The 26908-nt window shown below is 34.3% G+C and carries 25 protein-coding genes and 1 pseudogene; 8 read left to right on the top strand and 18 right to left on the bottom strand.

Annotated features, from left to right (window positions below; genetic code table 11):
• Nucleotides 1-33: 33 nt before the first annotated feature.
• From glyA to QLS31_RS03325, 6 genes are all read left to right on the top strand, one after another.
• A complete protein-coding gene (gene glyA / locus QLS31_RS03300; RefSeq protein WP_282712625.1) occupies nucleotides 34-1308 on the top strand; it encodes a serine hydroxymethyltransferase in 1275 nt (424 codons plus the stop codon).
• Nucleotides 1309-1432: 124 nt separating this feature from the next.
• On the top strand, nucleotides 1433-2026 hold the full coding sequence (locus tag QLS31_RS03305) for a tRNA-(ms[2]io[6]A)-hydroxylase (protein ID WP_099715146.1): 594 nt from the start codon (nucleotides 1433-1435) through the stop codon (nucleotides 2024-2026).
• A 198-nt stretch (nucleotides 2027-2224) separates the two neighbouring features.
• Nucleotides 2225-2785, top strand: a complete 561-nt coding sequence (locus QLS31_RS03310; protein ID WP_282742581.1) for an AraC family transcriptional regulator — start codon at nucleotides 2225-2227, stop codon at nucleotides 2783-2785.
• Nucleotides 2786-2814: 29 nt separating this feature from the next.
• The gene (locus QLS31_RS03315; protein WP_282712628.1) at nucleotides 2815-3267 is read left to right on the top strand and encodes a response regulator; all 453 of its coding nucleotides are present in this window, start codon (nucleotides 2815-2817) and stop codon (nucleotides 3265-3267) included.
• Nucleotides 3268-3277: 10 nt separating this feature from the next.
• Entirely contained in the window at nucleotides 3278-5074 is a 1797-nt protein-coding gene (locus tag QLS31_RS03320) for an ATP-binding protein (protein WP_282742583.1), read from the top strand.
• 18 nt (nucleotides 5075-5092) lie between these two features.
• Entirely contained in the window at nucleotides 5093-5590 is a 498-nt protein-coding gene (locus QLS31_RS03325; protein WP_282742584.1) for a GNAT family N-acetyltransferase, read from the top strand.
• 158 nt (nucleotides 5591-5748) lie between these two features.
• On the opposite strand, the gene QLS31_RS03330 is transcribed toward QLS31_RS03325, so the two are convergent.
• The 4 genes from QLS31_RS03330 to QLS31_RS03345 form a co-directional block, all read right to left on the bottom strand.
• Complete coding sequence (locus QLS31_RS03330) at nucleotides 5749-6318, bottom strand: pentapeptide repeat-containing protein (RefSeq protein WP_282742586.1); 570 nt, start codon at nucleotides 6316-6318, stop codon at nucleotides 5749-5751.
• 98 nt (nucleotides 6319-6416) lie between these two features.
• Nucleotides 6417-6851, bottom strand: coding sequence for a DUF6526 family protein (locus QLS31_RS03335; RefSeq protein ID WP_282742588.1), 435 nt, complete (start codon nucleotides 6849-6851; stop codon nucleotides 6417-6419).
• 222 nt (nucleotides 6852-7073) lie between these two features.
• A complete protein-coding gene (locus QLS31_RS03340; protein ID WP_282742589.1) occupies nucleotides 7074-9233 on the bottom strand; it encodes a S9 family peptidase in 2160 nt (719 codons plus the stop codon).
• Nucleotides 9234-9399: 166 nt separating this feature from the next.
• Nucleotides 9400-11184: a DUF885 domain-containing protein gene (locus QLS31_RS03345; RefSeq protein ID WP_282742591.1), complete on the bottom strand. Its 1785-nt coding sequence runs from the start codon at nucleotides 11182-11184 to the stop codon at nucleotides 9400-9402.
• Nucleotides 11185-11864: 680 nt separating this feature from the next.
• Between QLS31_RS03345 and QLS31_RS03350 the strand changes: the two genes are divergently transcribed.
• Complete coding sequence (locus QLS31_RS03350) at nucleotides 11865-13094, top strand: SusC/RagA family TonB-linked outer membrane protein (RefSeq protein ID WP_282742882.1); 1230 nt, start codon at nucleotides 11865-11867, stop codon at nucleotides 13092-13094.
• Here QLS31_RS03350 and QLS31_RS03355 read toward each other — a convergent pair.
• The 14 genes and pseudogenes from QLS31_RS03355 to QLS31_RS03420 form a co-directional block, all read right to left on the bottom strand.
• Nucleotides 13078-14238: pseudogene (locus QLS31_RS03355) on the bottom strand (efflux RND transporter permease subunit); the annotation flags it as partial. The gene QLS31_RS03350 and the pseudogene QLS31_RS03355 overlap by 17 nt on opposite strands.
• A gap of 12 nt (nucleotides 14239-14250) precedes the next feature.
• Nucleotides 14251-15390, bottom strand: coding sequence for an efflux RND transporter periplasmic adaptor subunit (locus QLS31_RS03360; RefSeq protein WP_282716385.1), 1140 nt, complete (start codon nucleotides 15388-15390; stop codon nucleotides 14251-14253).
• 215 nt (nucleotides 15391-15605) lie between these two features.
• A complete protein-coding gene (locus QLS31_RS03365; RefSeq protein ID WP_099715164.1) occupies nucleotides 15606-16184 on the bottom strand; it encodes a TetR/AcrR family transcriptional regulator in 579 nt (192 codons plus the stop codon).
• A 224-nt stretch (nucleotides 16185-16408) separates the two neighbouring features.
• Nucleotides 16409-16891: a cupin domain-containing protein gene (locus QLS31_RS03370; RefSeq protein ID WP_282742593.1), complete on the bottom strand. Its 483-nt coding sequence runs from the start codon at nucleotides 16889-16891 to the stop codon at nucleotides 16409-16411.
• A gap of 11 nt (nucleotides 16892-16902) precedes the next feature.
• Nucleotides 16903-17964 carry an alpha/beta hydrolase gene (locus QLS31_RS03375; protein WP_282742594.1) on the bottom strand — a complete coding sequence of 354 codons (1062 nt, stop codon included), beginning with the start codon at nucleotides 17962-17964 and terminating at the stop codon, nucleotides 16903-16905.
• Nucleotides 17965-18723, bottom strand: coding sequence for a carboxymuconolactone decarboxylase family protein (locus tag QLS31_RS03380; protein WP_282742596.1), 759 nt, complete (start codon nucleotides 18721-18723; stop codon nucleotides 17965-17967).
• Between the two features lie 31 nt (nucleotides 18724-18754).
• Nucleotides 18755-19357, bottom strand: coding sequence for a flavodoxin (locus QLS31_RS03385; RefSeq protein WP_282742597.1), 603 nt, complete (start codon nucleotides 19355-19357; stop codon nucleotides 18755-18757).
• Nucleotides 19358-19426: 69 nt separating this feature from the next.
• Complete coding sequence (locus QLS31_RS03390; protein ID WP_282742599.1) at nucleotides 19427-20509, bottom strand: alpha/beta fold hydrolase; 1083 nt, start codon at nucleotides 20507-20509, stop codon at nucleotides 19427-19429.
• Nucleotides 20510-20543: 34 nt separating this feature from the next.
• Nucleotides 20544-21962, bottom strand: a complete 1419-nt coding sequence (locus QLS31_RS03395; protein ID WP_349238929.1) for a carboxylesterase family protein — start codon at nucleotides 21960-21962, stop codon at nucleotides 20544-20546.
• The gene (locus tag QLS31_RS03400; protein WP_282742602.1) at nucleotides 21914-22150 is read right to left on the bottom strand and encodes a carboxylesterase family protein; all 237 of its coding nucleotides are present in this window, start codon (nucleotides 22148-22150) and stop codon (nucleotides 21914-21916) included. Before QLS31_RS03400 ends, QLS31_RS03395 begins: the two co-directional genes overlap by 49 nt.
• A gap of 10 nt (nucleotides 22151-22160) precedes the next feature.
• Complete coding sequence (locus QLS31_RS03405) at nucleotides 22161-22607, bottom strand: nuclear transport factor 2 family protein (protein WP_282742603.1); 447 nt, start codon at nucleotides 22605-22607, stop codon at nucleotides 22161-22163.
• Between the two features lie 40 nt (nucleotides 22608-22647).
• On the bottom strand, nucleotides 22648-23127 hold the full coding sequence (locus QLS31_RS03410; RefSeq protein WP_282742605.1) for a nuclear transport factor 2 family protein: 480 nt from the start codon (nucleotides 23125-23127) through the stop codon (nucleotides 22648-22650).
• 39 nt (nucleotides 23128-23166) lie between these two features.
• Nucleotides 23167-24318 carry an aldo/keto reductase gene (locus QLS31_RS03415; protein WP_282742606.1) on the bottom strand — a complete coding sequence of 384 codons (1152 nt, stop codon included), beginning with the start codon at nucleotides 24316-24318 and terminating at the stop codon, nucleotides 23167-23169.
• 9 nt (nucleotides 24319-24327) lie between these two features.
• Nucleotides 24328-25179 carry an aldo/keto reductase gene (locus tag QLS31_RS03420; protein ID WP_282742608.1) on the bottom strand — a complete coding sequence of 284 codons (852 nt, stop codon included), beginning with the start codon at nucleotides 25177-25179 and terminating at the stop codon, nucleotides 24328-24330.
• A 196-nt stretch (nucleotides 25180-25375) separates the two neighbouring features.
• Between QLS31_RS03420 and QLS31_RS03425 the strand changes: the two genes are divergently transcribed.
• The gene (locus QLS31_RS03425; RefSeq protein ID WP_282712646.1) at nucleotides 25376-26287 is read left to right on the top strand and encodes a helix-turn-helix transcriptional regulator; all 912 of its coding nucleotides are present in this window, start codon (nucleotides 25376-25378) and stop codon (nucleotides 26285-26287) included.
• Nucleotides 26288-26908: the final 621 nt, after the last annotated feature.

A 26908-nucleotide genomic window follows, 5' to 3' on the forward strand; every position in this document is an offset into this window, starting at 1 on the left:
TATTTTTGCATCAAATTAACGAAAATCAAAAAAATGCAACGCGACGAACAAATTTTTGACCTTATTCTAGAAGAACAAGAAAGACAAATTCACGGATTAGAACTTATTGCATCGGAAAACTTCGTAAGTGACGAAGTAATGGAAGCAGCTGGTTCTGTTTTAACTAACAAATATGCTGAAGGATATCCCGGCAAAAGATACTACGGCGGTTGTGAAGTAGTTGATGTTGTTGAACAAATTGCTATTGACAGAGCCAAAGAATTATTTGGAGCTGAATATGCAAATGTACAGCCACACTCCGGTTCACAAGCTAATACAGCGGTTTACCACGCATGTATCAAACCAGGAGATAAAATTTTAGGTTTTGATTTGTCTCATGGAGGACATTTAACGCATGGTTCACCGGTTAATTTTTCAGGACGTTTATACACGCCTTCTTTTTATGGTGTAGATAAGGAAACAGGAAGATTAAATTATGATAAAATTCAAGAAATAGCGACTAGAGAACAACCAAAATTAATTATCGCAGGAGCTTCGGCTTATTCTCGTGATATGGATTTTGAGCGTTTCAGAGTTATTGCTGACAGTGTTGGCGCTATTTTATTAGCAGATATTTCTCATCCTGCCGGACTTATTGCAAAAGGATTGATGAATGATCCATTGCCTCATTGCCATATTGTAACTACTACAACGCACAAAACGTTACGTGGTCCTCGTGGTGGTTTGATTATGATGGGTAAAGATTTCGAAAATCCATTTGGTTTAACTACTCCAAAAGGAGAAATCAGAATGATGTCTTCTTTATTAGACTTGGCTGTTTTCCCTGGAAATCAAGGTGGTCCGTTAATGCACATTATTGCTGCAAAAGCAGTAGCTTTTGGTGAAGCTTTGAAAGATGAATTTTTTACATATGCTTTACAATTACAAAAAAATGCTAACGCTATGGCGGATGCTTTTGTAAAAAGAGGATATGAAATCATTTCTGGCGGAACAGATAATCACATGATGTTGATTGATTTAAGAAACAAGAATATTTCTGGAAAAGATGCTGAAAATGCATTGGTAAAAGCAGAAATTACCGTAAATAAAAACATGGTTCCATTTGATGATAAATCACCATTTGTAACTTCAGGTATTCGTGTAGGAACTGCTGCTATTACCACTCGTGGTCTAGTTGAAGAAGATATGGAAACTATTGTTGCTCTTATTGACAGAGTATTGGTAGACCACACTAACGAAGATGTTATCGAGGCTGTAGCTAATGAAGTAAACGAAATGATGAGCGAAAGAGCTATTTTCGTATACTAAAAAGTTCAAAAAAGTTTAAAGTTTAAGGTTTAAGGTTTTGTGTTTACGGAAAGTGATCGCAATTTTTTAAACTTTAAACTTTTTTTATTTTAATGTAACTTTAAACTTTAAACAAATTGTATAAATGTCTGTACTAAGATTAAAATTACCAACGGATCCAAGATGGGTCAATATTGTAGAAAAGAACATTGAGGAAATCTTGACAGATCACGCTTGGTGCGAACAAAAAGCAGCTACAAATGCAATTACCATTATTACAAACAATTCAGAGCATCAAGATTTAGTGAAGGATTTATTGGCTTTGGCCAAAGAAGAAATCGATCATTTTGAGCAAGTTCACAATATCATTATTAAGCGTGGCTTGAAATTGGGGCGTGAACGCAAAGATGAATATGTGAACGAATTGTATTTGTACATGAAAAAAAGCAGCGATGGAAGCAGAGTTTCCAGTTTAGTGGAACGGTTATTGTTTTCAGCAATGATAGAAGCCAGAAGTTGTGAGCGTTTCAAAGTACTTTCGGAAAACATTCAAGATGAAGAATTATCTGTTTTTTACAGGGATTTGATGGAGAGTGAAGCGGGACATTATACTACTTTTATTACTTATGCAAGAAAATACGGAGTAGGAATTGACGTTGAAAAGCGTTGGAGAGAATGGCTCGAATTTGAAGAAAATATTATAACAAATTACGGTAAAAATGAAACAATTCATGGGTAGTTTTTTATTATAGTCGATTTTAGTTCTAATTTTTAGTAAATAATGAACGATTTAAGAACCGTAATAATCAGTTATTTATATTTATTGCGTTTAAAAGAAGACAATGTTTTGTATTTAAAATAAATTATTTGTTACCAGATTAATATTTTTTGATTTACATTTATGATTTAATTTTAACCTTAACACTTGTTTATTGATATGAAACTCAATTTTAATTATGATGGAAATGTTGCTTGTAAGGCAATATTGCAAGATCAATTAGAAAAATTCGATATTAAATATCAGCTGTTGGATTTAGGACAAATTGAAATTGGAGATAGTGTTTCTGAAGATGTTTTGGCAGAACTTCAAGTTGGTTTAACAAAGTATGGTATTCAGATTATTGATAATCCAAAAGGACAATTAATCCAAAAAATTAAAGACGCTATAATTGAGATTGTCTATGAAAAAGAGAAATTTCCAAACATAACGATCTCTCAATATTTATCGGATAAACTGAATTTTAGATACGGTTACATTACTAATGTTTTTTCGGAATATACATTTACATCTATTGAGAATTTTATTATTATTCAAAAGATTGAAAGAGCCAAAAAACTTATAATTGAAGAGAAACTCACGTTAACCGAAATTTCTCATGAGTTAAATTATAGCAGCGTTGCTTACTTATCAACTCAATTTAAAAAAGTAACAGGACTAACACCCTCAATGTTTAAAAGGATAGTAGGTAAAAAGAGAGAGTTATCTAATAATGATTAAATAAAAATTAAAAATATACCCTATATTTTATGATTACACACCAAGATTCAATGCATATTCTTTTAGCTGACGATGACGAAGATGATCGCACTTTTTTTAGTGAAGCTATACAAGAGCTTAAAATGAATAATAAGTTGACTCTATTTAAAGATGGTAATGATCTAATGGATTATTTAGTGCATCCTGAAATTAAGTTGCCTCATGTTTTATTTCTCGATTTGAATATGCCAGGAAAAACAGGAATTGACTGTCTGAAAGAAATTAGATCAAACACTCGTTTTAGAGATGTTTCGATTGCCATATATTCTACCTCTTCATCAGAAAAAGATATTGAAGATACTTTTATTGAAGGTGCAAATATCTACATTAAAAAACCCAATGACTTTTCTAAACTTAAAAAAGTAATCAAGGAGGTTGTAAATATGAATTGGCAATTTCATACCTCAGGTTTAAATATCGAGACTTTTTTCTTTAGCATATAATAAGGAATAAATGAAAATTCTTGGACTATATAAAAACTCACAAGTGTTTAAAATAGCTTTAGCTATTGCAATTGTTGTTGTTTGTTATATAGCCTCGATGTTTTATTCCCAAATGAAAAAGCTTGATTCAACGGTTGAATTAATTGCAAATTCAAATGAAACGCAACTCGAATTAGAAAAACTGTTATCCGTAATGAGTAATTACGAAACGAGCCTGCGAAGTTATATTATCACAAAAGATGCTGCTTATATACAAGATCGTTTTTTGAGCAGGGGTAAAATTGAAGAAAGCATTACAAAGCTTAGGTTGTTAACTGCAAATGACACTGCCAGATATAATGATATAGACCGATTAAAAAGACTTATTGATCTTAGATTCAAAATATTCAGGAAGACCTTACTTCTTGCACAAAGTAAAAATTCTGGTCCTGTAGCGATAAATGCGATGTTATTGGAGAACAGTAATGTTACTGAAATGATGAAATCCTTCGTCACCAAAATTATATTTTCTGAAAGTGCAAAAACGGAATTTGAAAACAATAATCATCAGTTTGAATTACAAGATTCAATCATTACCGCTTTTTTATTAGTCATTCTTTCGCTAATGATATTATTGCTTTCGTTCCAAAAAATGAATGTTGATATTGATGAACTCAAAAAGGCGAATGATCAATTAAAACTGTTGAATGAGTCCTATAATTCTGCTGAAATGACAGCCAGTTTCGGGCATTGGATGGTTAATTTAGAAAGTAATACCTATACTTTTTCAGATAATTTATTTCGATTGATGGGAGTTGAACCCAATGCATTCGAACCGAATATAGAAAATTCAATTAAATATATCCATCCGGATGATTTAGAATATGTGACTAAAGTGCATACAGATTCTTTGGTTAACCATCAATCTACTTCAATGATATTTAGATTTCTGACACCAAGTGGTGATATAAAATATATCATGGGCGTTGGTAGTTTTACTAAAAACGGTAATGGAGATTTGATCAAAATAGGCGTTAATTATGATATTACAAGCCAGTACAACAAAACACTCGAACTGGAAAATAATAATAAAGAACTTAAATATATAAATACAGAACTCGAGGCTTTTAACAATATTGTAAGTCATGATTTGCAGGAGCCACTTCGCAAGATTCAAATGTTTATCTCCAGATTAGAAGGAAAGGAATCGGACTTGCTTACCTCTCAAGGGAAAGAATATTTCTCAAAAATTCGTGTAACAGCAAATAGAATGCAGACCTTATTAATTGATTTAGTGAATTATTCCAGAACAATAAAAGGGGATAAGGTTTTTGTAAAAACGGATGTCAATAAAATTATAGAAGAAATACTTCAAGATTTATCTTCTAATATTGAAGATAAAAAAGCCATTATCACAATTGGAAATTTGCCTACAATTAAAGCGATACCTTTTCAGGTGAAGCAGCTTTTTATAAATTTAATTTCAAATTCCCTTAAATACAGTAAAGAAAATATTGCTCCAGAAATCAGTATTGCTTCTAAAAAAATTACAGAAAAAGAAATGCTTGATTATAAAATCGCCAATAAAAAAGATTACCATAAAATTGTCATTTCTGATAACGGAATTGGTTTCAAACAAGAGTATTCAGATAAAATATTCCTATTGTTCAAGCGATTGGAAACAGATCCTAAATATTCTGGAACTGGACTTGGTCTGGCTATTTGCAGTAGAATTGTAGATAATCACAAAGGATTTATAAAAGTAAAAGCAAAACCGGGTGTAGGTGCTAAATTTTATATTTTTATTCCAAAAGGAGATTTGCTTTAATTTCAATAATAAATCACAATGTTACTACTAGCTGACGCCTCCATACACGACTTTAAAACTATCCGAGAAATTGCCTATAAATCCTGGCCAATCGCTTACGGTTCTATTTTATCGAAAGAACAAATTGATTATATGCTCGATTTGTTCTATTCAGAGAATACCTTACTTAAAAATTTAAACGAAAAAGGACATCGTTTTCTCTTGGTAAATGAGGGAGAAGTATGTCTTGGTTTTGCTTCGTATGAACACAATTATTTAAACGAAAAATGCACTCGCCTTCACAAAATCTATATGTTGCCTGAGGCGCAAGGAAAAGGAGCGGGGAAGCTACTGATTAATGCTGTAGAAAACTTAGCTAAGGAAAATCAATCGGTTGTAGTTTCATTGAATGTAAATAAATTCAATAAAGCCATTTCGTTTTATAAAAAAATAGGATTTGAAGTGGTTTCAGAAGAAGAGATTCTATTGGAACATGGCTACAAAATGGAAGATTATAAAATGGAAAAGAAGCTTTAATTCCTTTGGTTAAAGCAATCTGAATCCAAAATTGCGTGAAATCTAAATCTTCGGATCTTTTAAAACCTATATTTCCATACATTTTCCAAGCAGTCTGCATAACTGTTGAACTTAATTCAGGCACTCAAAAAACTACTATTCTAAGTAGTAAATTACTATTATTGCACTATAATTTCATGTTTATAAAGCAATCCTTTTATTCCTTCTAAAGCAAAGACTGCTTTTTTTAACTTTGTTGTTTTTGGATCAATCGTATAGTTATAGCTTGTTTTGAAATCAGCCTTGTTAGCAATTGCTTTCGCAAATTCTGAACGGTATAAATCGCAATTGTCAAAAATAACTTCGGTTAAATCTGTGCTCATAAAATCAACTGCAATAATACTACAATTGGTAAATGAAGTCCCTTTTATCTTTAGAGTATAAAATTTGGAGAAATCCAAAATGCAATTATTAAAAGTAATTTCGAAAATTAATTTATCGCACATAGCAAAATTAACATCTTTGATTTCACATCGGTTGAAAGTCACAGTTCTAAAGGCTACATAATTTATTTTGGCGTTACTGAAATTACAATCATTGAAGATGCAGTCAATGAAAGTAACCGCTACAAAAGCACATTGGGAGAAATTACAATTGGTAAACGTACAGCACTCAAATTCTTTGAAATTGACTTCTTCCTCTTGGTACGTGATATCATTATACTCAATATCTAGAAAATATTCTGCCATTTATGGGTTTTAAATTCAGCTTTTAGTGCTGTTTTTCGGAACAAAGAAACAAAATTCTGAATCGTTATATTGGATAAATTGGAGTATTATTTTGGAATTTAAACTCTTTCGTAGTCGCCTTTCCAGTGCTGAATCACTTTTTTAATTTCCTTTCCCGAAAGATTTTCATTCATCGCTTTTTGCGTAAGCTCAGGAAATTCATCGTCTGGGGCAAAACGTAACGCAAATAATTGGTCGTCATTTAATCGATGCTCAAAATCCTCCAATCTTTTTCCTGTAATTGAAAAATAGCGGTATCGAAGTTCCAGACGCACGATTCGGTTTTGCAAAGTCAAGGCATAATGTTGGCGTAGCATGAAAGCCAGACAAAACAGAACAACGAAAATTCCACTTATAAATGACCAAATTAATGAATCTTCGGTGGTGCAACTAAAATATATGCTGAATGCTAGAAATGTCATTATTATGGGATAATAAACAAAATGATGGGGTGGGTAATACCGAATATGATTTTTATAGGATTGTGTTTCCATGATTTTATTTTAAAGTTTTTTAAAGATAGTCAAAACAACTTATTTTGAAGGCAGCAGGTTTTTTAATTATGAAAATTCCAAAATTATATATGTTTTGGCAGCGGCTAATAATAAAAAATAAGACTTGATTTTTACAAAAAAGCCCTGTCATTTTACAATGTATAGGGCTTTATATTTTTAGGATTTAAATTCCAGTATAAGAATGTATAAACTTCAGTTGCTTTATTTTTTTTCAATCGATCTTTCAAAAAACTCATACGTTCGCAGCATTTGATCCATTCGTTGGCGGTTGTCACCATTTCTGGTAATTTCATGAGTTGCACCGGGATGTACTACAAATTCTACTGGACGATTCAATACTTTTAAACTGCGAAACATCATTTCTGCCTGAATAAAACCGGTACGACGGTCGTTGCCACCATGAAAAATAATGAAAGGCGTTGTGATATTTTGAACATAGCTTATTGGTGATTCACGAGTTAGAATTTCCTTCACTTTTGGTTCCCATGGATACCCTCCAAAATAATTTGGAACTAATCTCCATGCATTTCCTTCTCCAAAAAAGGTTGTAAGATCATAGACACCGCGTTGGGCGCAAGCCGCTTTGAAACGGTTATCATGACTTATAATCCAAGCTGTCAGGTAACCTGCATACGAACCTCCCGTAATGAGTAACTTGGAGTTGTCTGCCCAGCCTTCTTCAACGGTTTTATCTAATGCTGTCAGTACATCACTAGCCGGACCTTTGCCCCAATCGTTGATATTGCCTCTTAAAAAATCCAATCCATATCCGCCAGAACCTCGTGGATTACTATAAACAACGCCATATCCTTTACTGCAAAAATATTGGTACTCATGCCACATACTTTCTTCGCCGGGACCCCACATTGCTGATGGACCCCCATGAATTTCTAACAATAATGGATATTTTTCTCCTTGCGTGTAGTTGGAGGGTTTCATAATCCAATATTCTACAGTCATTCCTAAATCGTTAATGAATGTTTTCTTTTCAGGAAAGGATAGTTTTTTATTGATAACCCAATCATTAAAATTACTTACTTTTTTTTCATTTTTTAGATTAGAATCAGCAAAATATAATTCGGAAGGATTTGATACTTGAGTTTTTGCAAATACAATCGTATTATTTACAATGTCGAAACTTGAAATACCAGTATCAACGCTTGACAAAGCCTCTATTTTTTTTGTTAATCGGTTAATTCTGTGCAAAACATTACCACCGTTCATTTGAGAAGTAAAGTACAGGTATTTATCATCTTTACTCCAGATAAAATTTGTCTTATTACGATCAAAAGGGATTGTTACAATATCTTTCTCTGTGCCGTTCAATGGCATTATTGATACTGAAGGAACACTAATAAAAGAAGTATTGCCGGACAAGAAAGCCAGCCATTTCCCTGAAGGCGATATTGTGGCGCCATTGTATCTTTTTCCGTTTTCCCCTAATAGCATTTTAAAATTCTCGCCATTAGTATCCATTATAAAAATCTCACCTTCTAATGATCGGTCTTGATTTTCTTCAGTGTCTACATCTCCTGATACAATTATTTGTTTTCCGTTTGGCGTGTAGTCTGCATTGTTAAAACTATAAAATCCTTTAGTGAGCAAACGCGGTTCAGCATCTTTGGCGACATTTATTTCAAAAAAGTGATTGAAATTCATTTCTGAAGAGACATTCGATTCACTTTGGAAGTTTAATTTATTCAAGACAATTGCTTTTTTGTCTATTGCGTTTTTATCTAAATAAGCTCTTATTTCAGATAAACTTCCGTTAGGATTTGGTTTCTCTTTGTTCGTTAGTAAATGTTCATTTTTGTCAAAACCGGGCTTTTCCATTTTCCAAGTAGGAATTGCGTTCGATTTATTTAAAGTAGAATCCTGAAGTAATTCTCGTAACGGGATGCTTGATGAAAAAAGTATTCTTTTACCGTCTGGCGACCACTTTGGATTGGATGCGCCGTATTTATGTTTTGTCAATTGCATGGGTTCACCACCTTCCATAGATAATATAAAAATTTGTGTTTTGTCTTCTACAGAACGGGTAAAAGCAATTTGTTTACCGTCTGGGCTCCATGCCGGTCTTGTCGCTCCATCTTTATTTGTGGTCAGTTGTACAGGTACGGAATTGTTTAAAGTATTGGTAGTGAAAATCTGTGTGCGGTATTTGTAATCTAATTTATTATTTTCATCGGCTTCAATAGAAGTCACCGTAAAAGCAGCTCGTTTTCCATCTTTTGAAAGCGTTATGTTACCAACAGTTTTAATTTTTAACATATCAGTAATGGCAACAGCTTCTGTTCCATTTTGAGCGATTGAAGATTGTAATTGTATTAAAAAAAATAGTACGATTGAAAATTTTCTCATAGATAGGATTTTATAAGTATTGGTTTATTATCAGTTAAGCCAAATTGAGCCTAATGTGTTTTATATAATGGTTTGATAGGTTAACTATTTAGTAAAAATATAAAATAAAAATCGGTTATCTGTATAATTTCTACTCAGCAGTATTTATTGGTAACGGAACAAGTGATTATTTAATTTGTTCATTTGCCCAATTATCCATATACGTTTCAAACACGCTTAAAGGTACTGAACCAACCTGCAAAATGGCATCATGAAATTTTTTGATTTCAAACTTTGGACCCAAGCTTTTAATATATTTGTTTTTCAATTCTGTTATTTTCAGTTCTCCTGTTTTATAGGAAAGTGCCTGTCCGGGCATTGCCATATATCTTTCTGTTTCAGAAACAGAAGCATTTTTCTCTCTTCCTCCTTTTTCCATCATGTATTGGATTGATTCTTCCCTTGTCATAATTCCGGTATGCAATCCAACGTCTGTTACTAATCGTATCGCTCTAAATAGTTCTGATTTGTATGCCGCCAATTTTTGATAAGGATCAGTGTATAATCCTAATTCTTCACCCAATGATTCCGTATATAAAGCCCATCCTTCAGAAAAAACGGAATAGCCAGCAAATTTCCTAATTTTAGGCATCAATTGATTCTCTTGTTGAAGGGACAATTGAAAATGGTGTCCAGGAATGGCTTCATGCATAAAAAGATTGTCCATACCTAATTTATTGAATTTAGCAGCGTCAACGATGGGAACATTAAAATAACCGGGCCTGCTGCCGTCCGTAGTACCTCTTTCATAATTGGCTGCAGAAGTAGCCGCTTTAAACTTTTCAATTGCCCTTACCTCGAATGCTGTTTTGGGTACAATATTGAATAATTTTTTCAGGTTGGGTTCTATTATGGGCAGGATAGCTCTGTAACTTTCCAATATTTGTTCGTCAGTGGTAAAAGGAAAAAAGGAAGGATCGGTTAAGGCATGATTGAAAAATGCGGTTCTGTCTCCCTGAAAGCCAATTTTTATCTTGAGGTCATCAATTTCTTTGGTAATTCGTTCCACTTCCCTAAGTCCCGTTTGGTAAATTTCATCCGGTGTTTTATCAGTAGTAGTACTTACGCTAACCAAATATTCATACATTGCTTTTCCATTTGGTAAATCATTATAGCCTGACGTAGTTCTGGCTTTTGGCAAATAAACATTTTTTAAATAATCAGCCAGTTTTCGGTAAGTAGGGATTATTTTAGTAGTGATAGCATTTTGATAAGCCAATCGTATCGCTTTTTTTTCTTTTGCAGAAAAAGAGGTTGGCATATTTCGGGCGGGTTCATAAAAAATATTCTTAAGGGTATCTGTAGTAGTTTGCGCTTCCAGTTGTGGAATCATTTTAACAACTAATGCTTTGGGAAGTACCATTCCTATTGCAACACCTTTGTCAAAATTGACTATAGCAGTATCAGCCCATATTGTAAAACCCTCTATTCGTTTGATCCAGTTTTCGTAATCTTTTACTGTTTTAAAAGGTTGAGCGCCCTTACCTGAACCTAGAGAAGGTAATGCTCCAGGAAATCCCCTAAACTGGCTAAAGGGCATGTATTCAAAATGGAATTTTTCTCTTTCCAGAGCTTGTCTTAATTGAAGGCTAGCAATATCGAAAGCAATTTTATCAAAGTAATTGAGGCTTTTTCTATCAAAAGTTTCTAACCGTTTTTTATATTTTATGGTGAAGTCGTGTTTCTTTTTCAGATACGGTTCTGCGATATCGTTTGGTAATAAATCGTTGTATCTGTTGTCGCCTCTTGACGTGGCAGAAATAGGGTCAAATTGCAATCCTTCTTCGTAATAATCATCCAGAAATTTATTGAATGTAGCATTGTTGGCTGGTTTTTGGGCCAATAGAAAAGTACTGCATAAAACGAACAGGATTACTGTCGTTTTTCTAAAAAGGCTTTTTACTAGATTCATGTAAGAATTGTTTAAAAAATGATTAAATGATGTGTATTAGATTTTAATTTTTATAAAAATCTGATAGTGTGGTGAGTATGCTTAAAAAAACGTTGTTAGTATGCGCTAATTTATGCTTTATTTTATGAACTATAACAATTTTTTCCTTCAAAAAGGGATGGTATATTATACAAATGTTAACTATCTGTTATCTAAAAAAGGGTTTGGTCATAATGCTGTTTTGAATTTGATTTTAGCAAATTGTGCCAAAGAATTATTAGTGACGTACTTTGTTTGAACATTTTTTTTAGATGCAAATAATAGAGTAAAAGCAGCTTTTGAAGACTTCTTCAATACCTAAAAAATGATAACGAAATTCATGACAAACATCCTTTATTTCAGTTGTTTATTGGTGAATGTAATTTGATTTTACGTTCGTTGAGTTCGTAATCGGGAATAGCGGTAGCAACTACTTTATATCATAAAAAAATCGCGGTTAGTATGCTTTTAAATACTTAATTTCTATCTGGTTTAGTTGTGATTGTACCTATTTTATTTTTTCTTTTTTTACTGTCATACACTTTTTTGTTTTTGAAAAATTTACTTTTTGTTATTTCGCAATTAACATAAGTTTAGCAAATATCGATTCTATTTGTCCATTATAAATAAATTGATAAAAGATGAAAAAAATTAGATTTTTGATGCTATTCTTTTTAACCGTTTTCTCTGTTGCTGCTTGGGCTCAAACAGAAGTGACAGGAGTAGTATTAGATGATGCCAATTTTCCGTTACCAGGAGTTAATGTGTTAGTAAAGGGAAATAAAAAAGGAATAGTTACAGATCTTGATGGTCGTTTTAGTATTAAAGCATCAGTTGGTGATGTTATAGAGTTTTCTTATATAGGATTAGCAACACAAGAAGTAACGATTAAAAACTACAACAAATTAGATATAAAATTGCAAGTAAACGCCATGCAACTTGAAGATTTGGTAGTAGTGGGATATGGTTCAAAACGAAAAAGAGATGTTACAGGTGCAGTAACTTCAGTTAAAAGTGATGCGTTTAACCGAGGTATCGTTACTTCACCGGAGCAATTAATACAAGGTAAGGTTTCTGGGGTAAACATCACTTCTGCAAGTGGAGAACCAGGTAGTAACCAAGCCATAAGCATACGTGGTCAAGGTGGAGTTCGTACTGGAAGTACACCTTTATTTGTTATTGATGGATTTGCTCTTGATAATTCAAGTACAGGCGGAGCAACAAATCCGCTTAGTTTTATTAATGCTGACGATATAGAATCTATCGATGTGTTGAAAGATGCTTCTGCTACAGCTATTTATGGTTCAAGAGGAGCTAATGGAGTTATCTTGATTACCACAAAAAGAGGTAAGAAAGGACAATCTAAAGTAACGTATTCAACAAGTCTTGGAACCTCAAATATGGCCAAAGAAATCCCTGTTTATAGTGCAGATGCTTTTAGAGCAAAAGTAGTTGAAATCGGTGGGCAGCTAATTGATTTGGGTGGATCTACTAATTGGCAAAAAGAAATAACACGAACAGCATTTTCTCAAAACCATAACTTAAATTTAAGTGGTGGTGCTGATAATCTAACGTATTTTGCTTCTGTTGGTCACCAAGATCAACAAGGTATTTTAAAAAATAGTGAACTGAAAAAGATTTCCGGTAGAATTAATCTAACCCAAAAACTGTTAAACAACAGGCTTAAGATTGATTTGAACTTGAATGCTACCAATACTAAAAGTGAGAGGCCGACTATAGAAAGTTTGATAGGTACTGCATTGAGTTTGAATCCAACGTATCCTGCATATGATGAAAATGGTGCTCCTTCCATATTTGCAGATGTTTTTAATCCGTTGATACGTCTTGATTTGTATGAAGACTTGACAAATACAAACCGAATAACTGCATGAAGAAGAACGTACCTAGAATGGCCACAGGAACTGCAATTGCCGGAATTAAAGTCGATCTGAAATCCTGCAAGAAGATAAATACAACGATAAATACTAATATAAAAGCTTCTATCAAAGTTTGTTTTACCTGATCGATTGATTGGTCTAACGAAACCTTTGTACTATAGAAAATATTGTGTTTTATGCCTGGAGGAAAATCTTTTGAGGCTTTCACAATTAGCTTATTAATTGCAACTTGAATGTCATTTGAGTTAGAACCCGCCAACTGAATAACACCAATTACAATTCCCTTTTTTCCGTTTAAACGCGTTAAGCTGTTATAAGAATAGGCACCAAGTTCTACTCTGGCAACGTCTTTTAAGCGCAGCACAGAACCATCTGCATTCGAACGAATGGCAATGTTTTGATAATCCTCTGGTTTAGTAAGTTTCCCTTTATATTTAATTACATATTCAAAAACCTCTTTACTTCTTTCACCAAATTTACCCGGCGCAGCTTCTAAACTTTTGTCCTGAATAGCTGCCATTACTTCATTTGGTGTAACCTGATAGGTTGACATTTGAGTTGGGTTTAACCAAACTCTCATCGAATAATCTTTGACTCCACCAAAAATACTGACAGAACCTACACCCGGAATACGTTTGATTTCAGGAATAATATTAATTTGAGCATAATTGGCAACAAAAGTCTGATCGTATTTCGACTCATCATCGGTATACATACCAATCGCCATGATGAAACTGTTTTGTTGTTTTGCAGTGGTTACACCTTGCTGAACAACTTCTGCCGGCAACTGACTTGTAGCTTGTGCCACCCTGTTTTGAACGTTTACAGCTGCCTGATCAGCATCAGTCCCCAGTTTAAAGAAAACAGTAATAGCAAGAGTACCATCATTACTGGCTGTTGAGCTCATGTACGTCATGTTTTCAACACCGTTTATAGATTCTTCCCGAGAAGGGGCAACAGAACGCAAAACCGTTTCTGCATTAGCTCCCGGATAAACTGCCGTCACTAAAACAGATGGTGGAGCAATATCTGGAAACTGTTGTAAAGGCAACTTCGTCAGACCAAGTATACCTAATATCACCAATAAAAAGGAAATAACAGTTGCCAGTACGGGTCTTTGTATAAATATTTTGAACATTTTTTATATAAATTATTTTTTGTTAATTATTTGGGCAACTTTAGCCGTTGTTTTTTCTGGTTGAATTACCTGTCCTTCCTGAAGTTTGTCGATACCGCTTAATACGATTTGGTCTCCAGATTTCACACCATCTTTGATGAGATAGTCAGTACCACTTTTACCAATAATTGTGATAGGCATTTTGTTAACTTTGTTTGCTTTGTTTAGTGTAAAAACGAATATTTTATCCTGCATTTCTACTGTGGCCGATTGCGGAACCAAAATGGCATCATTGTGTTGAATTCCCAAACGAATTTTCCCTGTATTTCCTGAACGTAGCGTTCCGCCTGCATTTGGGAAAGTTGCTCTAAGTGTTATTGCCCCTGTGTTTTTATCGAATTGTCCGTCGACCATATCGATTTTACCTAATTGCGGGTAATCCGAATTATCAGCAAGAATTAAAGTAACTGGAGGAATTTTTTTGATTTTATCGCCAAGGGTATTTCCTGTATAAAGCGATTTGAATTTGATAAAATCGGTTTCACCTAATGAGAAATAAGCATACACTTCATGCACATCTGATAAGCTGGTTAACGGCTCAACATCAGTTGAGGCAACTAAACTTCCTTGTTTTTTAGGCAATCTTCCAATATAACCGCTAACAGGAGCTGTAACATTTGTATATCCTAAATTAATTCTAGCGGAACCTACCATTGCTTTTGCTTGTTCGATATTGGCAGCAGCGATTTTTTGCGAAGCTTTAGCCGTTTTCAACTGATATTCCGAAACTACCTTGTTCAGAACCAAAGGCATCAATTTATCGACTTCTAATTGAGCGTTTAAATAAGCTGCTTCTGCCGCGTGAAGATTAGCCAAAGCATTGTTTAATTGCTCACGAAAAGGGCGTTCGTTTATTTTAAAAAGTGTCTGACCTTTGTTAACATAAGTACCTTCGTCTACATATATTCTTTCTAGGTTTCCGGATACTTGCGGGCGAATTTCTACATCTACAGCACCTTGTAGAGCAGCTGGATATTCGGTTTCTGTTGAGGCTGCCTGATAGCTAATACTCATTACAGGAAGAGTAGGAGCTGCAGCAGCAGGCGCTTGTGATTTATCTGCACAGCTGATTATAAACACAGCCATTATGCTTAATAATGTAATTTTTTTCATGATTGAAATTGGATTTAATTGGGTCTTAGGTATTGCAATTGTTTTTGGAATAAACGTTTCAGAATTCATGCTGTTTTTATTTAAAGATTATGGTTTTAGTGTAGCAATAATTCTGGAACAATCGTTTCAGAATCAATGCTGTAGTTTAAAAAAATGCGTATGCTTAATAAATAATGTTATCTGAAATAAACGTTTCAGAATTCGTGTAAAAAAAATTATTTGAATATATTTTTAATCAGGTATTCTGACATTTTTTTAATTTTTATAGGATTTCTATGGAGGATGTAGGATTGTTTCCAACCTGTAAATGATGTCATAATATACTCTGCCATTAAATCAGCATCTTCAGTATCATCCATTTCCTTATTGTCCATTGCTTTTTGAACCGTTTCAGCTAAAAAATCAATAAAAATATCATTGTTTTTACTCATTAGGTTGCGAACTTCAAGGTCTTCAGGTGCTAATTCAAAAATAGTTTTAATACCTAGACAACCTTTTTCACAATCTACTATCCAGGATGCTTTATCATTAATAATGTTGATAAGAGCTTGCTTAGCAGATTTTTCTTTGGCTACTTTTTGCTTTACTTCACACATTGCTGTATCAAAATAATTGCTGATGCATTTCATAAATAACTGATGCTTGTCACCAATTGTATTATATAAACTACTTCTATTGATCTGCATTGCATCCACGAGGTCTTGCATTGAAGTAGCATTATATCCTTTTTCCCAAAAGACATTCATTGCTTTTTCAATTTTTTCAACTTCGTTAAATTCTACGCAGCGAGCCATTAAGTTTTAATTTAAAGTGCAAATATATAATTTTTTTTGGAACAAGCGTTTCAGAATGCAATTTTATTTTTAATTTCAGTTCTATTTAGTTTTATAAAGCGTAAAAATATTTATTTACTATAGGTTTTTTGGGATTATTATTTAGCTTATCAATCGGTTGAAACCGCTCGTAATATAGCATTGAAAAGCATATTTAGAAAAAAACATTTCTTTTCTGTTTCTATTTATTTGTACTCTTCATCAGTTACAGCCTCTAACCAAACAGGCACGCCGTTTTGAGTATTTGTTATTGCGACTTGAACAAAATAGGTGTCAACACTGGCACCGTGCCAATGTTGAATATTGGGTGGACATTTGATTACATCTCCTTTACGAAGTATTTTTTTAGGTTGCCCTTTTTCCTGATAATATCCAACTCCATCGGTGGCCAACAAAATTTGCCCGCCCGGATGAAGATGCCATTTTGTTCTTGCTCCAGGTTCAAAGGTTACATTTCCTACTGAGGTTGGATTAAGACTATCAGCAGCTATCAGCATTTGTAAATAAGCTGTACCTGTAAAATTAGTATTGGTGATTTTTTCTCCTTTGCCGAAAAGGATTGATTTTTGTGATGCTGTTTCTGTTGAAAGTATTGCTTTTTTTTGTGCTTTACAAGAAAAAGCAAACATTCCTGTAAGAACTATTATGGCTATATTTTTAAGTTTCATCCTTTTAAATTTTAAAGGTTAATTTGATAAAAATTCACCAATTTATTTACCGCTTGCGACACATAATCAGGTTTCCAATAGGTTTCTATATGAGTAGCGCCATTAATAAGAAATAGTTCTTTGTTTTTTGCATTGGTAGCTTTGTTAAAAGCATCATCAGTCATATAAAAAGTATCGGCTTTACTACCTGCTATCATTAACAAAGGTTGGTTTATCAAGTCCATATTGGTACTGGCATCAAACGTCATTAAATTCATCAGACTACTCTTTGTGTATTTAAATGTTGAATTTGGATGAGCATGTGTTTTACCGTAATACTCAAATCCTTCACGATATAGATCAAACGGTAGTGCTGCTATTTGTTTATCAGTTAGTTGCGTATCGCCTACATACATAATTGTACCGCCTGCTGCTTCTTGGGCACGGGCATCAGAAGCTTCTTTTAATCGTTGCTGAATTGTTGAAAATTGTGAGTTCATAAAACCGTTACGTCTTACTACACCTGAATTGAACATACTCACTGTGGCTATTGCTTTAAATCGTTTGTCAGATTGGGCTGCCTTTAAAGAATAACCACCGCCACCACAAATTCCTAATAATCCAAGTCTTGAAGTATCAGCTCCTTTGTATTGTGAAATAAAATCAGCCATTGCGTGTACGTCTTCAATTCGGTTTGCCGGTTTATCCACATTACGAGGCTCTCCGCCGCTACCACCTTGGTAAGCCGCATCTGCCGTGATAGTGATATAGCCCTGTTCAGCTAATCGTTGGGCGTATAAACCTGCCACTTGTTCTTTTACACCACCATTAGGATGAGCAATAACTACCGCAGGATATTTTTTTGAAGCATCGTAGTTGGCAGGAGTATAGACATTAGCTACTATTGTAATCTCTTTAATTGTATAAGTAACAGGATAAATGTTTACTTTTCCCTTTACATTTTCGGTAATTGCTCCCTCATATACAAGAGTGTATGGATTTTTATTTACTTGCTTTTGGGTATTTTGAGCACTTGACATTTGTACCGTTATTATTGAAATTGCTATTGTGATTATTAATGCTATTTTTTTCATTTATTTTATTTTTAAATTATTTTTCTGTCTACTTTTCAACACTTCGTTTACTGTTTCTTTTGCTTCTTTAGTTTTCTTTCTTCCAATGATTGGTTGGATTACGCCTATAAATTCTTTCAACTGTTCAGCGGATACACCTACATTGATAGCAATTGATAAATGACTTTTTAGCATTGGTTCAGCATCACCAATTGCACTGATAACAGAAATTGTAACCAATTCTCTTTGAGCGTAGGTTAAAACATCTCTTTCAAAAATATCGGCAAACAAATGTTCTTTTAAAAAAGTATCTATTACCGGTGCAAAAGCTGAATATCCTGTAAGCGTATTCGGTTGTTGTGTTTTGGTAAGTTGTTCTAAAATGGTTTTGCCTCGTTGGTATTTATTGCCATCTTCTTTGATTGGAGAAGCTTCTTTGCCAGATTCATCGTTAATCCCTTTTGTTTTTCGTTCGTTAAGTACTTCCATAAAAGTTTGCAATCCTCTGATACTTCTCGGAAAACCGCAATAGGCATAGGTATGAATCAATATTTCTTTTACTTCATTGACGGTAAGTCCCGCTTCAAGACCTTTGTTTAACTCTGATTTTAGAGTGACTAAATCGCCTTTAGCTGTAAGTGACGCAATGGTAATAATGCTTTTTTCTTTTGCGCTTAAATTACTTTCGGTAGCTGTCAACTGTTTTGCTTTAACGTCATTAGGAGACAATGTAATGCATACAATCATGACTATTAAACTGAAAATTTTAAAATCCTTCATCTTTATTTTATTTACTGTTATTTCAAATATTTCAATTCTTCAGAATCCCTATTTTCTTTAACCATGTTTGTATTTCTTTTTCGGCTTCAGTTTTCTTTTCACCTTCCATTACAAATAAAATTCCATCTCTTTCTTTACCTCCTTTAATGGAAAATCCTTCCAATATTTTGCATTCAGTGCATAGTTCTTTAATCTTATCAAAACTACTTCCAATACCATAACCAGCATTAGTGTTAAACGGAATAATAGTTTTACCTTTTAAATTGTATTGACTTAAAAAACTTTTCATTGGCGGCGGTAATTGCATCCCCCAAGTTGGAAAACCTATAAAGACAGTATCATACTTTTCAATACTGTCAATTTTGGTTTTAAGTGCGGGTAAAAAACCGGTTTCATTTTCCTTGGCGACTTGATCAACAATTGCTTTGTAATTTTCAGGGTAGGGATTTTGAAGTTCTAGTTCAACTAATTTGCCTCCTGTTTGTTTATGAATGATTTGGGCAATTGTTTTCGTGTTCTTTGTTCGAGTCAGATAGACAATTAGAATACTATTTGTATTCAAAACATCTTTTTCTTGCTTAACAGTACTTTGTGCTTTGGAACAGCTCGAAAATAAACTAGCTGTTATTATCATTATTAAACAATATGTGTTTACTATTTTCAATTGAATTATTATTTAGGATTATATATCGGCTGTATTTAATTAATCCAATTTTTTGCTTTTTAACCATTTACTCATTAAATCAGCTACTTGTATATTATTTAAATCTGAAAACGGGAAGTGTGTATTTCCTTTGAGACCTGCCTCAGGAAGATGTACTACGGTTACATCACCACCGTATTTGTTTACTACATCTCGCCATAATCTGGCCATCTGTAGTCGTACTCTCCATCCGTCTGCCCCAGGATTGTTGGAGAGGCTTTCAGGAATATTATCACCATAATAAATGACAATCGGTATTTTAGTAAGTTTCATGAATTCTTTCATAGGAATCGAACTTGCTTCCAGTGAACCTGACGAACTCGTTAAAGGGGATGGCACTTCACCTTCAGGAAATAAGAATCCACTACCTGGTTCGTAAGATACTATAGCTTTTACGTTTTGATTTTTTACAGCTGTAATCCATCCCATACCACCAGAATGGGAATGTGTAACCAAAATTGCAGCACCAATTTTGTTGAATAACGTTGAAACCGCATCTGAATTCACATTACTATCAATAGTACCAATGTTTGGTACCATAGAGCGAAAGTATTGATTGAGTGTATTGGAATCTTGAGCAAATTGAACGCCTTCAAAATAATTGGGCCATACACCTACACGGAAGACATCAAACCATTGTTGTTCATCTGGAGTTGGATTAATCGTAGCTGCTACAGTACTTCTGCCCGCATTTCCTCTTCTTGGTTGATCAATCACATAAACAGGAAAGTTTCTGCGGAGAAAAATATTTTGATATCCTTCTCGTCCGTCGGGAGTGCTTTCCCATGTTTTAGAAAACTGACCTATGCCGTGCCACATGACCAATGGATATTTGCGCGCCTTTACAGGAATTTGATAAAAAACATAGGCGTGATCTCCGCGAAAGGTTTGTCCTTCAGGAGTAGGTTTGTACGGATCGAATGTGCCAGGATTGGTAATGATAGTTCCTCCAACAGCAAAACTTCCTTGCTCTTCAATTAGTAACGGTTTTTGTTTTGTGCTTTTTTGTGCGTAAAATGATGAATGGATCATCAATAACAAACAAAGTATGCTCCACAATTGAATTACTTTCTTTTTCATCATAATTTATATTTTTAAGCTTATAATCTACTTCTTTTTATTTAGTACTCTCAAATGCTTTTTCTATCATATCTAGTCTAGCTTTTCTATGATCGAAAAAATTACCCGCCGACCCATTTTGCCTAAACTCAAATACCTCATTTTTATTACTATCATATTCCGGCCAAAGCGGTAGTCCTTTTCCATTTGGATTACCCGTTTTAGCAAAGTTAACCCAATAGGCATTCATTATTTTACCGACTTCTTTATCTTTTGCAGTAAAAGTAATGCCATTTCGTTCCACCAGATTATCAAATACATAAGCAATCTCAGAGGCATGAGAGGCACCATATCGCATCCAATCTTTCATGGAGACAGGTACATAAGAGAAAAGGTACAAATAAGCAGGTATTGATTTAGAAGTAAATGCTCTGGCAGTGAATCGGGCAGGCTCTGCCCAAACTTTATCGGTATTAACAAAGGCTAACATCTGAGCAAAATCAATATTACCATCAGCATCGTAGGCCGCTGTGGCTTCCTTCTTGTAGTTGCCAAACAATGATAATAATTCCTCCTTTGACTTCGCATTGACAAACCCTGCAGGAACCTCTGCACTATTTGATCCAATAATAATAGGAACCTTTGGTTGTCTGCCTGCCTTATAAGCACTCTCGGCAGTCTCCGTTACCAAACGGCCATCTAGTATCGGTCCTGGATAAGTTGTAGGACCACCTTGTCCGGCTGTTTCTTCTCCACCATCAACAATTTCAGCAGCACTTAATGCTCTTAGCTTGATGAGCGCTTCGTTATTATCACCTTCGATATTGTATCTTTTGGCAAAGTTAAGTCCGATGGTTTCAGCCGATACCGGATAATGAATATCTGCATTTTCTTTGTCAATTGGACGCCCAGTTAGTACACCATCTCGTCCGCCTCCTGATTCAATAATTGCTTTCTTAAATAAGCCTTTTGCTGCGGGTATTGTTAAAAGCGAATGTACAGATACGCCACCGGCGGACTCACCAAAAATGGTTACATTTTTGGAATCGCCTCCAAACTCAGCGATATTTTTTTTAACCCACTCTAATGCAGCAATCTGATACATGTAGCCATAATTGCCTTTATATTCATTTGGGTTTTCTTTACTTAAAGCGGGAAACGCAAAAAAGCCAAGACGTCCTAACCGATAATTGAAAGAAACAAGTATGACATCCTGCTTTGCAAATGCTGCTCCTGTAAAGTCATTTCCACCGCCACTGCCACCTACAAATCCGCCTCCGTGAATCCAAACCATAACTGGCAATTTTGATTTTTTTGTTACTGTAGCAGGTGTCCAGATATTGAGAAACAAGCAATCTTCAGCTGAATTTGTTGACATGCCGGCACCACGAGGCCAACTCGCCTGCGGACAATCAGCGCAAAATTTACTTACATCCGCACTTCCTTCCAAGCAACCACTGGCTGTGGAGACCTCCAACGATTTGCACCCACTGGTGGTGCGGCATAAGGAATACCTCTGAATATGGAGATATCTCCTTCTGTTAGACCGCGAACAGTTCCTGAAGTCGTACGAATTTCCTTTGTAAGACTTAGTGAGACTGGTTGTTGTGCGTTTACGCAAGTAGTACAATAAAATAATGCAATTGCGATCAATATTTTCCCCATTTTTTAAATTTTATTGTCCAAGTGTCATTAGCTTAGTGAACGACAATGAGCCAAGTTTCCAACCATTGTTGTCTTTTATATATACCTCCGTAACCATAAATGGATTGGTAACTTCATTTCCTCCAACTACTGCCAATAGTGTAATTCTGTTTAAAAGGATCGCGGTATTACCAATAATGTTTACTGATACTTCGTGAATATCTGCTTTCTTGTAATGAATTCCTCCACTTTTAATCACATTTATTTCTTGGGTTTTTCCCCAACTTCCGCCCATATGCACAAAGACCGATTTATCATCAAACAAAGGGGTAAGTTTATCGACATTTTTATCGGCCATCCATTCCCATTTTTGTTTTGAAAGTTGAATCACTTCCTGTTCAGCGGCAGTAGCAGTTTGTGCAAAGGACTTGTTTGCCAATAGAATGAGTATCAGTAGTCCGAAAATTGACTTTTTCATAATGCGATTAATTTTTAATTAGTATATTTTTTCTTTTTTTCTATTTCTGAATTTGATGCGTGTCTCGTACACTGCTGAATGTTAAGGCTAAAAGTTTCCAATTTTTCCCTTGTTTTTGATAGACTTCTGTTACCGTAAACTCAGCTGTGACTTCACTTCCTCGTACAACAGCCTGAAGGGTAATTCTGTTCCAAACGATTGCCGTTTTTTCGAAAATTTCTACTGTTGCATCATGAACCTTAGCATTTTTATACCAAATGCTACCCGTTTTAATAATGTCGAGTTCCTCGTCTTTTTTCCAAGTACCACTCATATGAACAAATTTTGATTTGTTGTCAAAGAGTGATTCAAGTTTGTCCACATTCTTACCAGCCATCCATAGCCATTTTTGTCTTGACAAGTCCAATAATTCCTGTTCCGTTTTTTGGTCGCTTTTAGATTTGGTATTTGGTGTACTTGTTTGTGCATATGACCATTGCATGCTAGTAAAGAATAATAATCCTAATAGTATCTTTTTCATTTTAAATAATTTATTTGGTTTAAAATATTCTATTTCTAATTAATTATTTTTCTTTAACGGTGCTTCCACATCGGAAAAAGCTTGAACAAAGGCAGGTAATCTTTCGCCCAAAATTGGAATTTCATCCAATTGTTTGTTGAATTCTTTTAATTCATCTGTGGTAAATTTTACATTATCTGCACCTATATTTTCCAGCATGTGGGCCATCTGTGTAGTACCTGGTATTGGAACAATCCAAAGTTTTTGTGCCAATAACCAAGCCAATGAAATTTGGGCAGGAGTAGCCTCTTTTTGTGTCCCCCAGTTTTTTAATAGATCTACTATTTTCAAGTTATTAGGTAAATTCTCTGGCGAGAAACGAGTCTCATTAGCTCGAATATCGCCTTGAGCGAAGTGTGTATCGGTATCAATGGCTCCAGTAAGAAAACCCACTCCGAGTGGACTCCAAGGGACAAAACCAATACCGAGTTCCTCACAAAGTGGAATAATTTCTTTTTCTGGGCCACGCCATAGTAAAGAATATTCGTTTTGAATCGCAGTAATAGGATGAATAGCATGTGCTCTTCTTACGGTTTGAGTTCCCGGTTCGGACAATCCGTAATGCAATATTTTACCTTCTTTTATTAAGTCCTGAATAGCTCCAACTACATCTTCAATTGGCACTTGCGGATCAACACGATGTTGATACAATAAATCAATTCGGTCTGTACGAAGTCGTTTCAGCATTCCTTCCACTACAATTTTGATGTGTTCAGGACGACTATTTAATCCAGGTAATCGCTTGCCTGTTTCTTGGTCAATATTCCAACCAAACTTCGTTTCGATGACTATTTTGTCGCGAAAAGATGCTACACCTTCTCCAAGAATTCGTTCCACTTCAAAAGGGCCGTAAGCCTCAGCAGCATCAAATAGCGTAACCCCTTTATCAAAGGCTGTTCGAATGATGTTGAGCATTTCTGGTCGAGAGGGAATTATAGTCTGATACGTACGACTCATGTTTTGAACCCCGAGACCAATGCTAGAGACTTCAAGAGAAGCGCCAAGTTTTCGCTTGTTAGACAAGGGTTGAAAATTGTCATTTTTTAAATGATTATCTTCTGATTTTATAGATTGAGCTAATGAATCAAAAGGGAGTATAGCACTTCCAGCCAATGCTAATCCTGCGGTTTTTAAAAGATTTCTACGATTCATAATTATTTTTTATAATTCTATTTTATACTCGCTTAACCATTTTACCATGTCCGGATCTCTGTGGTCAAAAAACAAACTTTCTTTCGTGTCCAATGTCTGAATCATTTGCATATCATCTGCTGATAATTCAAAATCGAAAATGTTGAAGTTCTCCCTCATTCTTTCTTTTCGTACTGATTTTGGAATAGCAACCACACCTCTTTGGATTAACCAACGAAGAATAATTTGCGCAATGCTTTTATCATGTTTATTGCCAATTGAAATTAACAAGTCATTATGGAATATGTTATTTTTTCCTTCTGCAAATGGTCCCCAAGATTGAATTTGTACGTTGTTATTCTGAAGAAATTCTTGAGTACTAATTTGTTGATGAAATGGATGTGTTTCAATTTGGTTAACAGCAGGTGTAAAACCACTATTAGCAATCAAATCCATCATTCTGTCCGGATGAAAATTCGCAACACCAATTGCTCTGATTTTACCTTCAGCATATAATTCTTGCATAGCCCTCCAAGATCCAAAAATATCTCCATAAGGTTGATGAATAAGATATAAATCCAGATAGTCTAGTTGCAACAGGTCTAATGATTTTTGAAAAGCAGCTTTTGTTTTTTCATAACCAGCATCTTGGACCCATACTTTTGTTGTAATAAACAATTCTTCTCTAAGCACACCACTTTTCTTAATGGCATTACCTACGGCAGCTTCATTCCTATACGAAGCAGCTGTATCGATTAAACGATAACCACAATCGATCGCTTCCAAGACTGCTTTTTCACATTCAGTAGCATCCGGAATTTGGAAAACACCGAATCCTAAAATGGGCATTTCTACCCCGTTGTTTAGTTTTATATTTTGCATGATTTTTTAATTTAAAGTTACTATAAATTTTCCTGGCAATTAGGATAACTTATAGTACTCTGCAAATTTCCGACCTGAAAATGAGGTTGTTGGTATATGGATTACTGATTGTTCTACCAATATTACTTATTGGACTTACTATATGATAATTGCTATCTCTAAATACCTAAATTTGTATTATAAAATGAAAATTAGTATGAATAAAATAGTCAAGTTTAATACCATTACTGAATATAATGTATTTAACAATAACGAAACTTTACATCCATTAATAAGTGTTATTGATTTTTCAAAAGCCGACGAAAGATCTTGGGAAGGAGAGAAGACTGTTAGAATTTATTATGGCTTTTATTGCATCTTTTTGAAAGATATAAAATGTGGTGATTTGCGTTATGGTTGTAATTACTATGACTACCAGGAAGGCACATTGGTTTTTGTTGCTCCAGGGCAAGTAATGGAAGTAGAAACGGATGGTAAAGTATATCAACCAAAAGGACATGCCTTAGTATTTCATCCTGATTTGATACACGGCACTTCTCTTTTTAAAAGTATAAATGATTATAATTTTTTCAGTTATAATGCCAACGAAGCCTTGCATTTATCAGAACGCGAAAGACAAATTGTTTTAGACTCTTTTTCAAAAATTCAGTTAGAATTGCAACTCGGGGTAGACAAGCATAGTAAGAAACTTATAGCCTCAAATATTGAATTGTTTTTAAATTATTGTGAACGTTTTTATGATAGGCAATTTATAACTAGAGAAAATGTTAATAAAGGAATTTTAGAAAAATTTGAAGAGGTATTAAATAGTTATTTCACAACTGATAAACCCAACACTATCGGATTGCCATCTGTTGCTTATTGTGCAGATGAACTACATTTATCAGCCAACTATTTTGGTGATTTAATAAAAAAGGAAACCGGTAAATCTGCTCAGGAATATATCCAAAATAAAATAATTGATGTTGCAAAAGACAAAATTCTGGTGGATCATTTGACTGTAAACGAAATCGCTTATCAGTTGGGCTTTAAATATCCTCAGCATTTTTCCAGATTGTTTAAACAACGAGTAGGGTATACGCCTAATGAATACAGAAGTTTGAACTAATTAAATTTTCTCGGCTTTTTGTCAATGGAACTCTTTTCAACAGAAAACTTATTTCTTACTGTTTTCATTTTCTCACTCACATTTTTATTCAAGCATTTAATCCTATTTTTATATGCTTGTTACGCTATTTATACTCTATTATTTTGCTTGCATTTTTAAGTGTGATTGGCATATTTCAGAATTAATTCTTCTGGAAAAGGAGGAGAGGAAAGGGAGAAGTCTTTTTAGTGTTTTACTGGAAAAACCGGTCAAATTGACACCTGATTTTGGGGTAAAATTGAGCATTAAAAACTACTGACTTTTTCATGTTGTTAGCACCATACATTCGTTAAAAAATACGGATTATGGCAAACAAAATAACAGACATGAGTAAAATTAGAAAAGCAATTAAATTCTACTGTAACGGGAAAAGTAAGTTATTCACAAGTAAGTACTTATCTCTTTCTAGAAATACGGTAAAGAAGTATATTTCTTTATTTGAAGTGCTAGGATTAAGTTTTGAAGTAATTAACGAAAAAAACAGATGCCGAGTTAGAACTTTTGTTTTCACACACTACAGTGGAATCCATTAGCCCCAAATTGCAGAAACTTCATGATTTTTTTCCTAAAATGGAAGGGAAC

Source organism: Flavobacterium sp. XS2P24, from assembly GCF_030010285.1.
GTDB lineage: Bacteria > Bacteroidota > Bacteroidia > Flavobacteriales > Flavobacteriaceae > Flavobacterium > Flavobacterium algoritolerans.

What these genes read in the sequence shown, in the direction of transcription:
- glyA (WP_282712625.1), top strand. Translation starts at nt 34, where the DNA reads ATGCAACGCGACGAACAAATTTTTGACCTTATTCTAGAAGAACAAGAA.
- QLS31_RS03305 (WP_099715146.1), top strand. Translation starts at nt 1,433, where the DNA reads ATGTCTGTACTAAGATTAAAATTACCAACGGATCCAAGATGGGTCAAT.
- QLS31_RS03310 (WP_282742581.1), top strand. Translation starts at nt 2,225, where the DNA reads ATGAAACTCAATTTTAATTATGATGGAAATGTTGCTTGTAAGGCAATA.
- QLS31_RS03315 (WP_282712628.1), top strand. Translation starts at nt 2,815, where the DNA reads ATGATTACACACCAAGATTCAATGCATATTCTTTTAGCTGACGATGAC.
- QLS31_RS03320 (WP_282742583.1), top strand. Translation starts at nt 3,278, where the DNA reads ATGAAAATTCTTGGACTATATAAAAACTCACAAGTGTTTAAAATAGCT.
- QLS31_RS03325 (WP_282742584.1), top strand. Translation starts at nt 5,093, where the DNA reads ATGTTACTACTAGCTGACGCCTCCATACACGACTTTAAAACTATCCGA.
- QLS31_RS03330 (WP_282742586.1), bottom strand. Translation starts at nt 6,318, where the DNA reads ATGGCAGAATATTTTCTAGATATTGAGTATAATGATATCACGTACCAA.
- QLS31_RS03335 (WP_282742588.1), bottom strand. Translation starts at nt 6,851, where the DNA reads ATGGAAACACAATCCTATAAAAATCATATTCGGTATTACCCACCCCAT.
- QLS31_RS03340 (WP_282742589.1), bottom strand. Translation starts at nt 9,233, where the DNA reads ATGAGAAAATTTTCAATCGTACTATTTTTTTTAATACAATTACAATCT.
- QLS31_RS03345 (WP_282742591.1), bottom strand. Translation starts at nt 11,184, where the DNA reads ATGAATCTAGTAAAAAGCCTTTTTAGAAAAACGACAGTAATCCTGTTC.
- QLS31_RS03350 (WP_282742882.1), top strand. Translation starts at nt 11,865, where the DNA reads ATGCTATTCTTTTTAACCGTTTTCTCTGTTGCTGCTTGGGCTCAAACA.
- QLS31_RS03360 (WP_282716385.1), bottom strand. Translation starts at nt 15,390, where the DNA reads ATGAAAAAAATTACATTATTAAGCATAATGGCTGTGTTTATAATCAGC.
- QLS31_RS03365 (WP_099715164.1), bottom strand. Translation starts at nt 16,184, where the DNA reads ATGGCTCGCTGCGTAGAATTTAACGAAGTTGAAAAAATTGAAAAAGCA.
- QLS31_RS03370 (WP_282742593.1), bottom strand. Translation starts at nt 16,891, where the DNA reads ATGAAACTTAAAAATATAGCCATAATAGTTCTTACAGGAATGTTTGCT.
- QLS31_RS03375 (WP_282742594.1), bottom strand. Translation starts at nt 17,964, where the DNA reads ATGAAAAAAATAGCATTAATAATCACAATAGCAATTTCAATAATAACG.
- QLS31_RS03380 (WP_282742596.1), bottom strand. Translation starts at nt 18,723, where the DNA reads ATGAAGGATTTTAAAATTTTCAGTTTAATAGTCATGATTGTATGCATT.
- QLS31_RS03385 (WP_282742597.1), bottom strand. Translation starts at nt 19,357, where the DNA reads ATGATAATAACAGCTAGTTTATTTTCGAGCTGTTCCAAAGCACAAAGT.
- QLS31_RS03390 (WP_282742599.1), bottom strand. Translation starts at nt 20,509, where the DNA reads ATGATGAAAAAGAAAGTAATTCAATTGTGGAGCATACTTTGTTTGTTA.
- QLS31_RS03400 (WP_282742602.1), bottom strand. Translation starts at nt 22,150, where the DNA reads ATGGGGAAAATATTGATCGCAATTGCATTATTTTATTGTACTACTTGC.
- QLS31_RS03405 (WP_282742603.1), bottom strand. Translation starts at nt 22,607, where the DNA reads ATGAAAAAGTCAATTTTCGGACTACTGATACTCATTCTATTGGCAAAC.
- QLS31_RS03410 (WP_282742605.1), bottom strand. Translation starts at nt 23,127, where the DNA reads ATGAAAAAGATACTATTAGGATTATTATTCTTTACTAGCATGCAATGG.
- QLS31_RS03415 (WP_282742606.1), bottom strand. Translation starts at nt 24,318, where the DNA reads ATGAATCGTAGAAATCTTTTAAAAACCGCAGGATTAGCATTGGCTGGA.
- QLS31_RS03420 (WP_282742608.1), bottom strand. Translation starts at nt 25,179, where the DNA reads ATGCAAAATATAAAACTAAACAACGGGGTAGAAATGCCCATTTTAGGA.
- QLS31_RS03425 (WP_282712646.1), top strand. Translation starts at nt 25,376, where the DNA reads ATGAATAAAATAGTCAAGTTTAATACCATTACTGAATATAATGTATTT.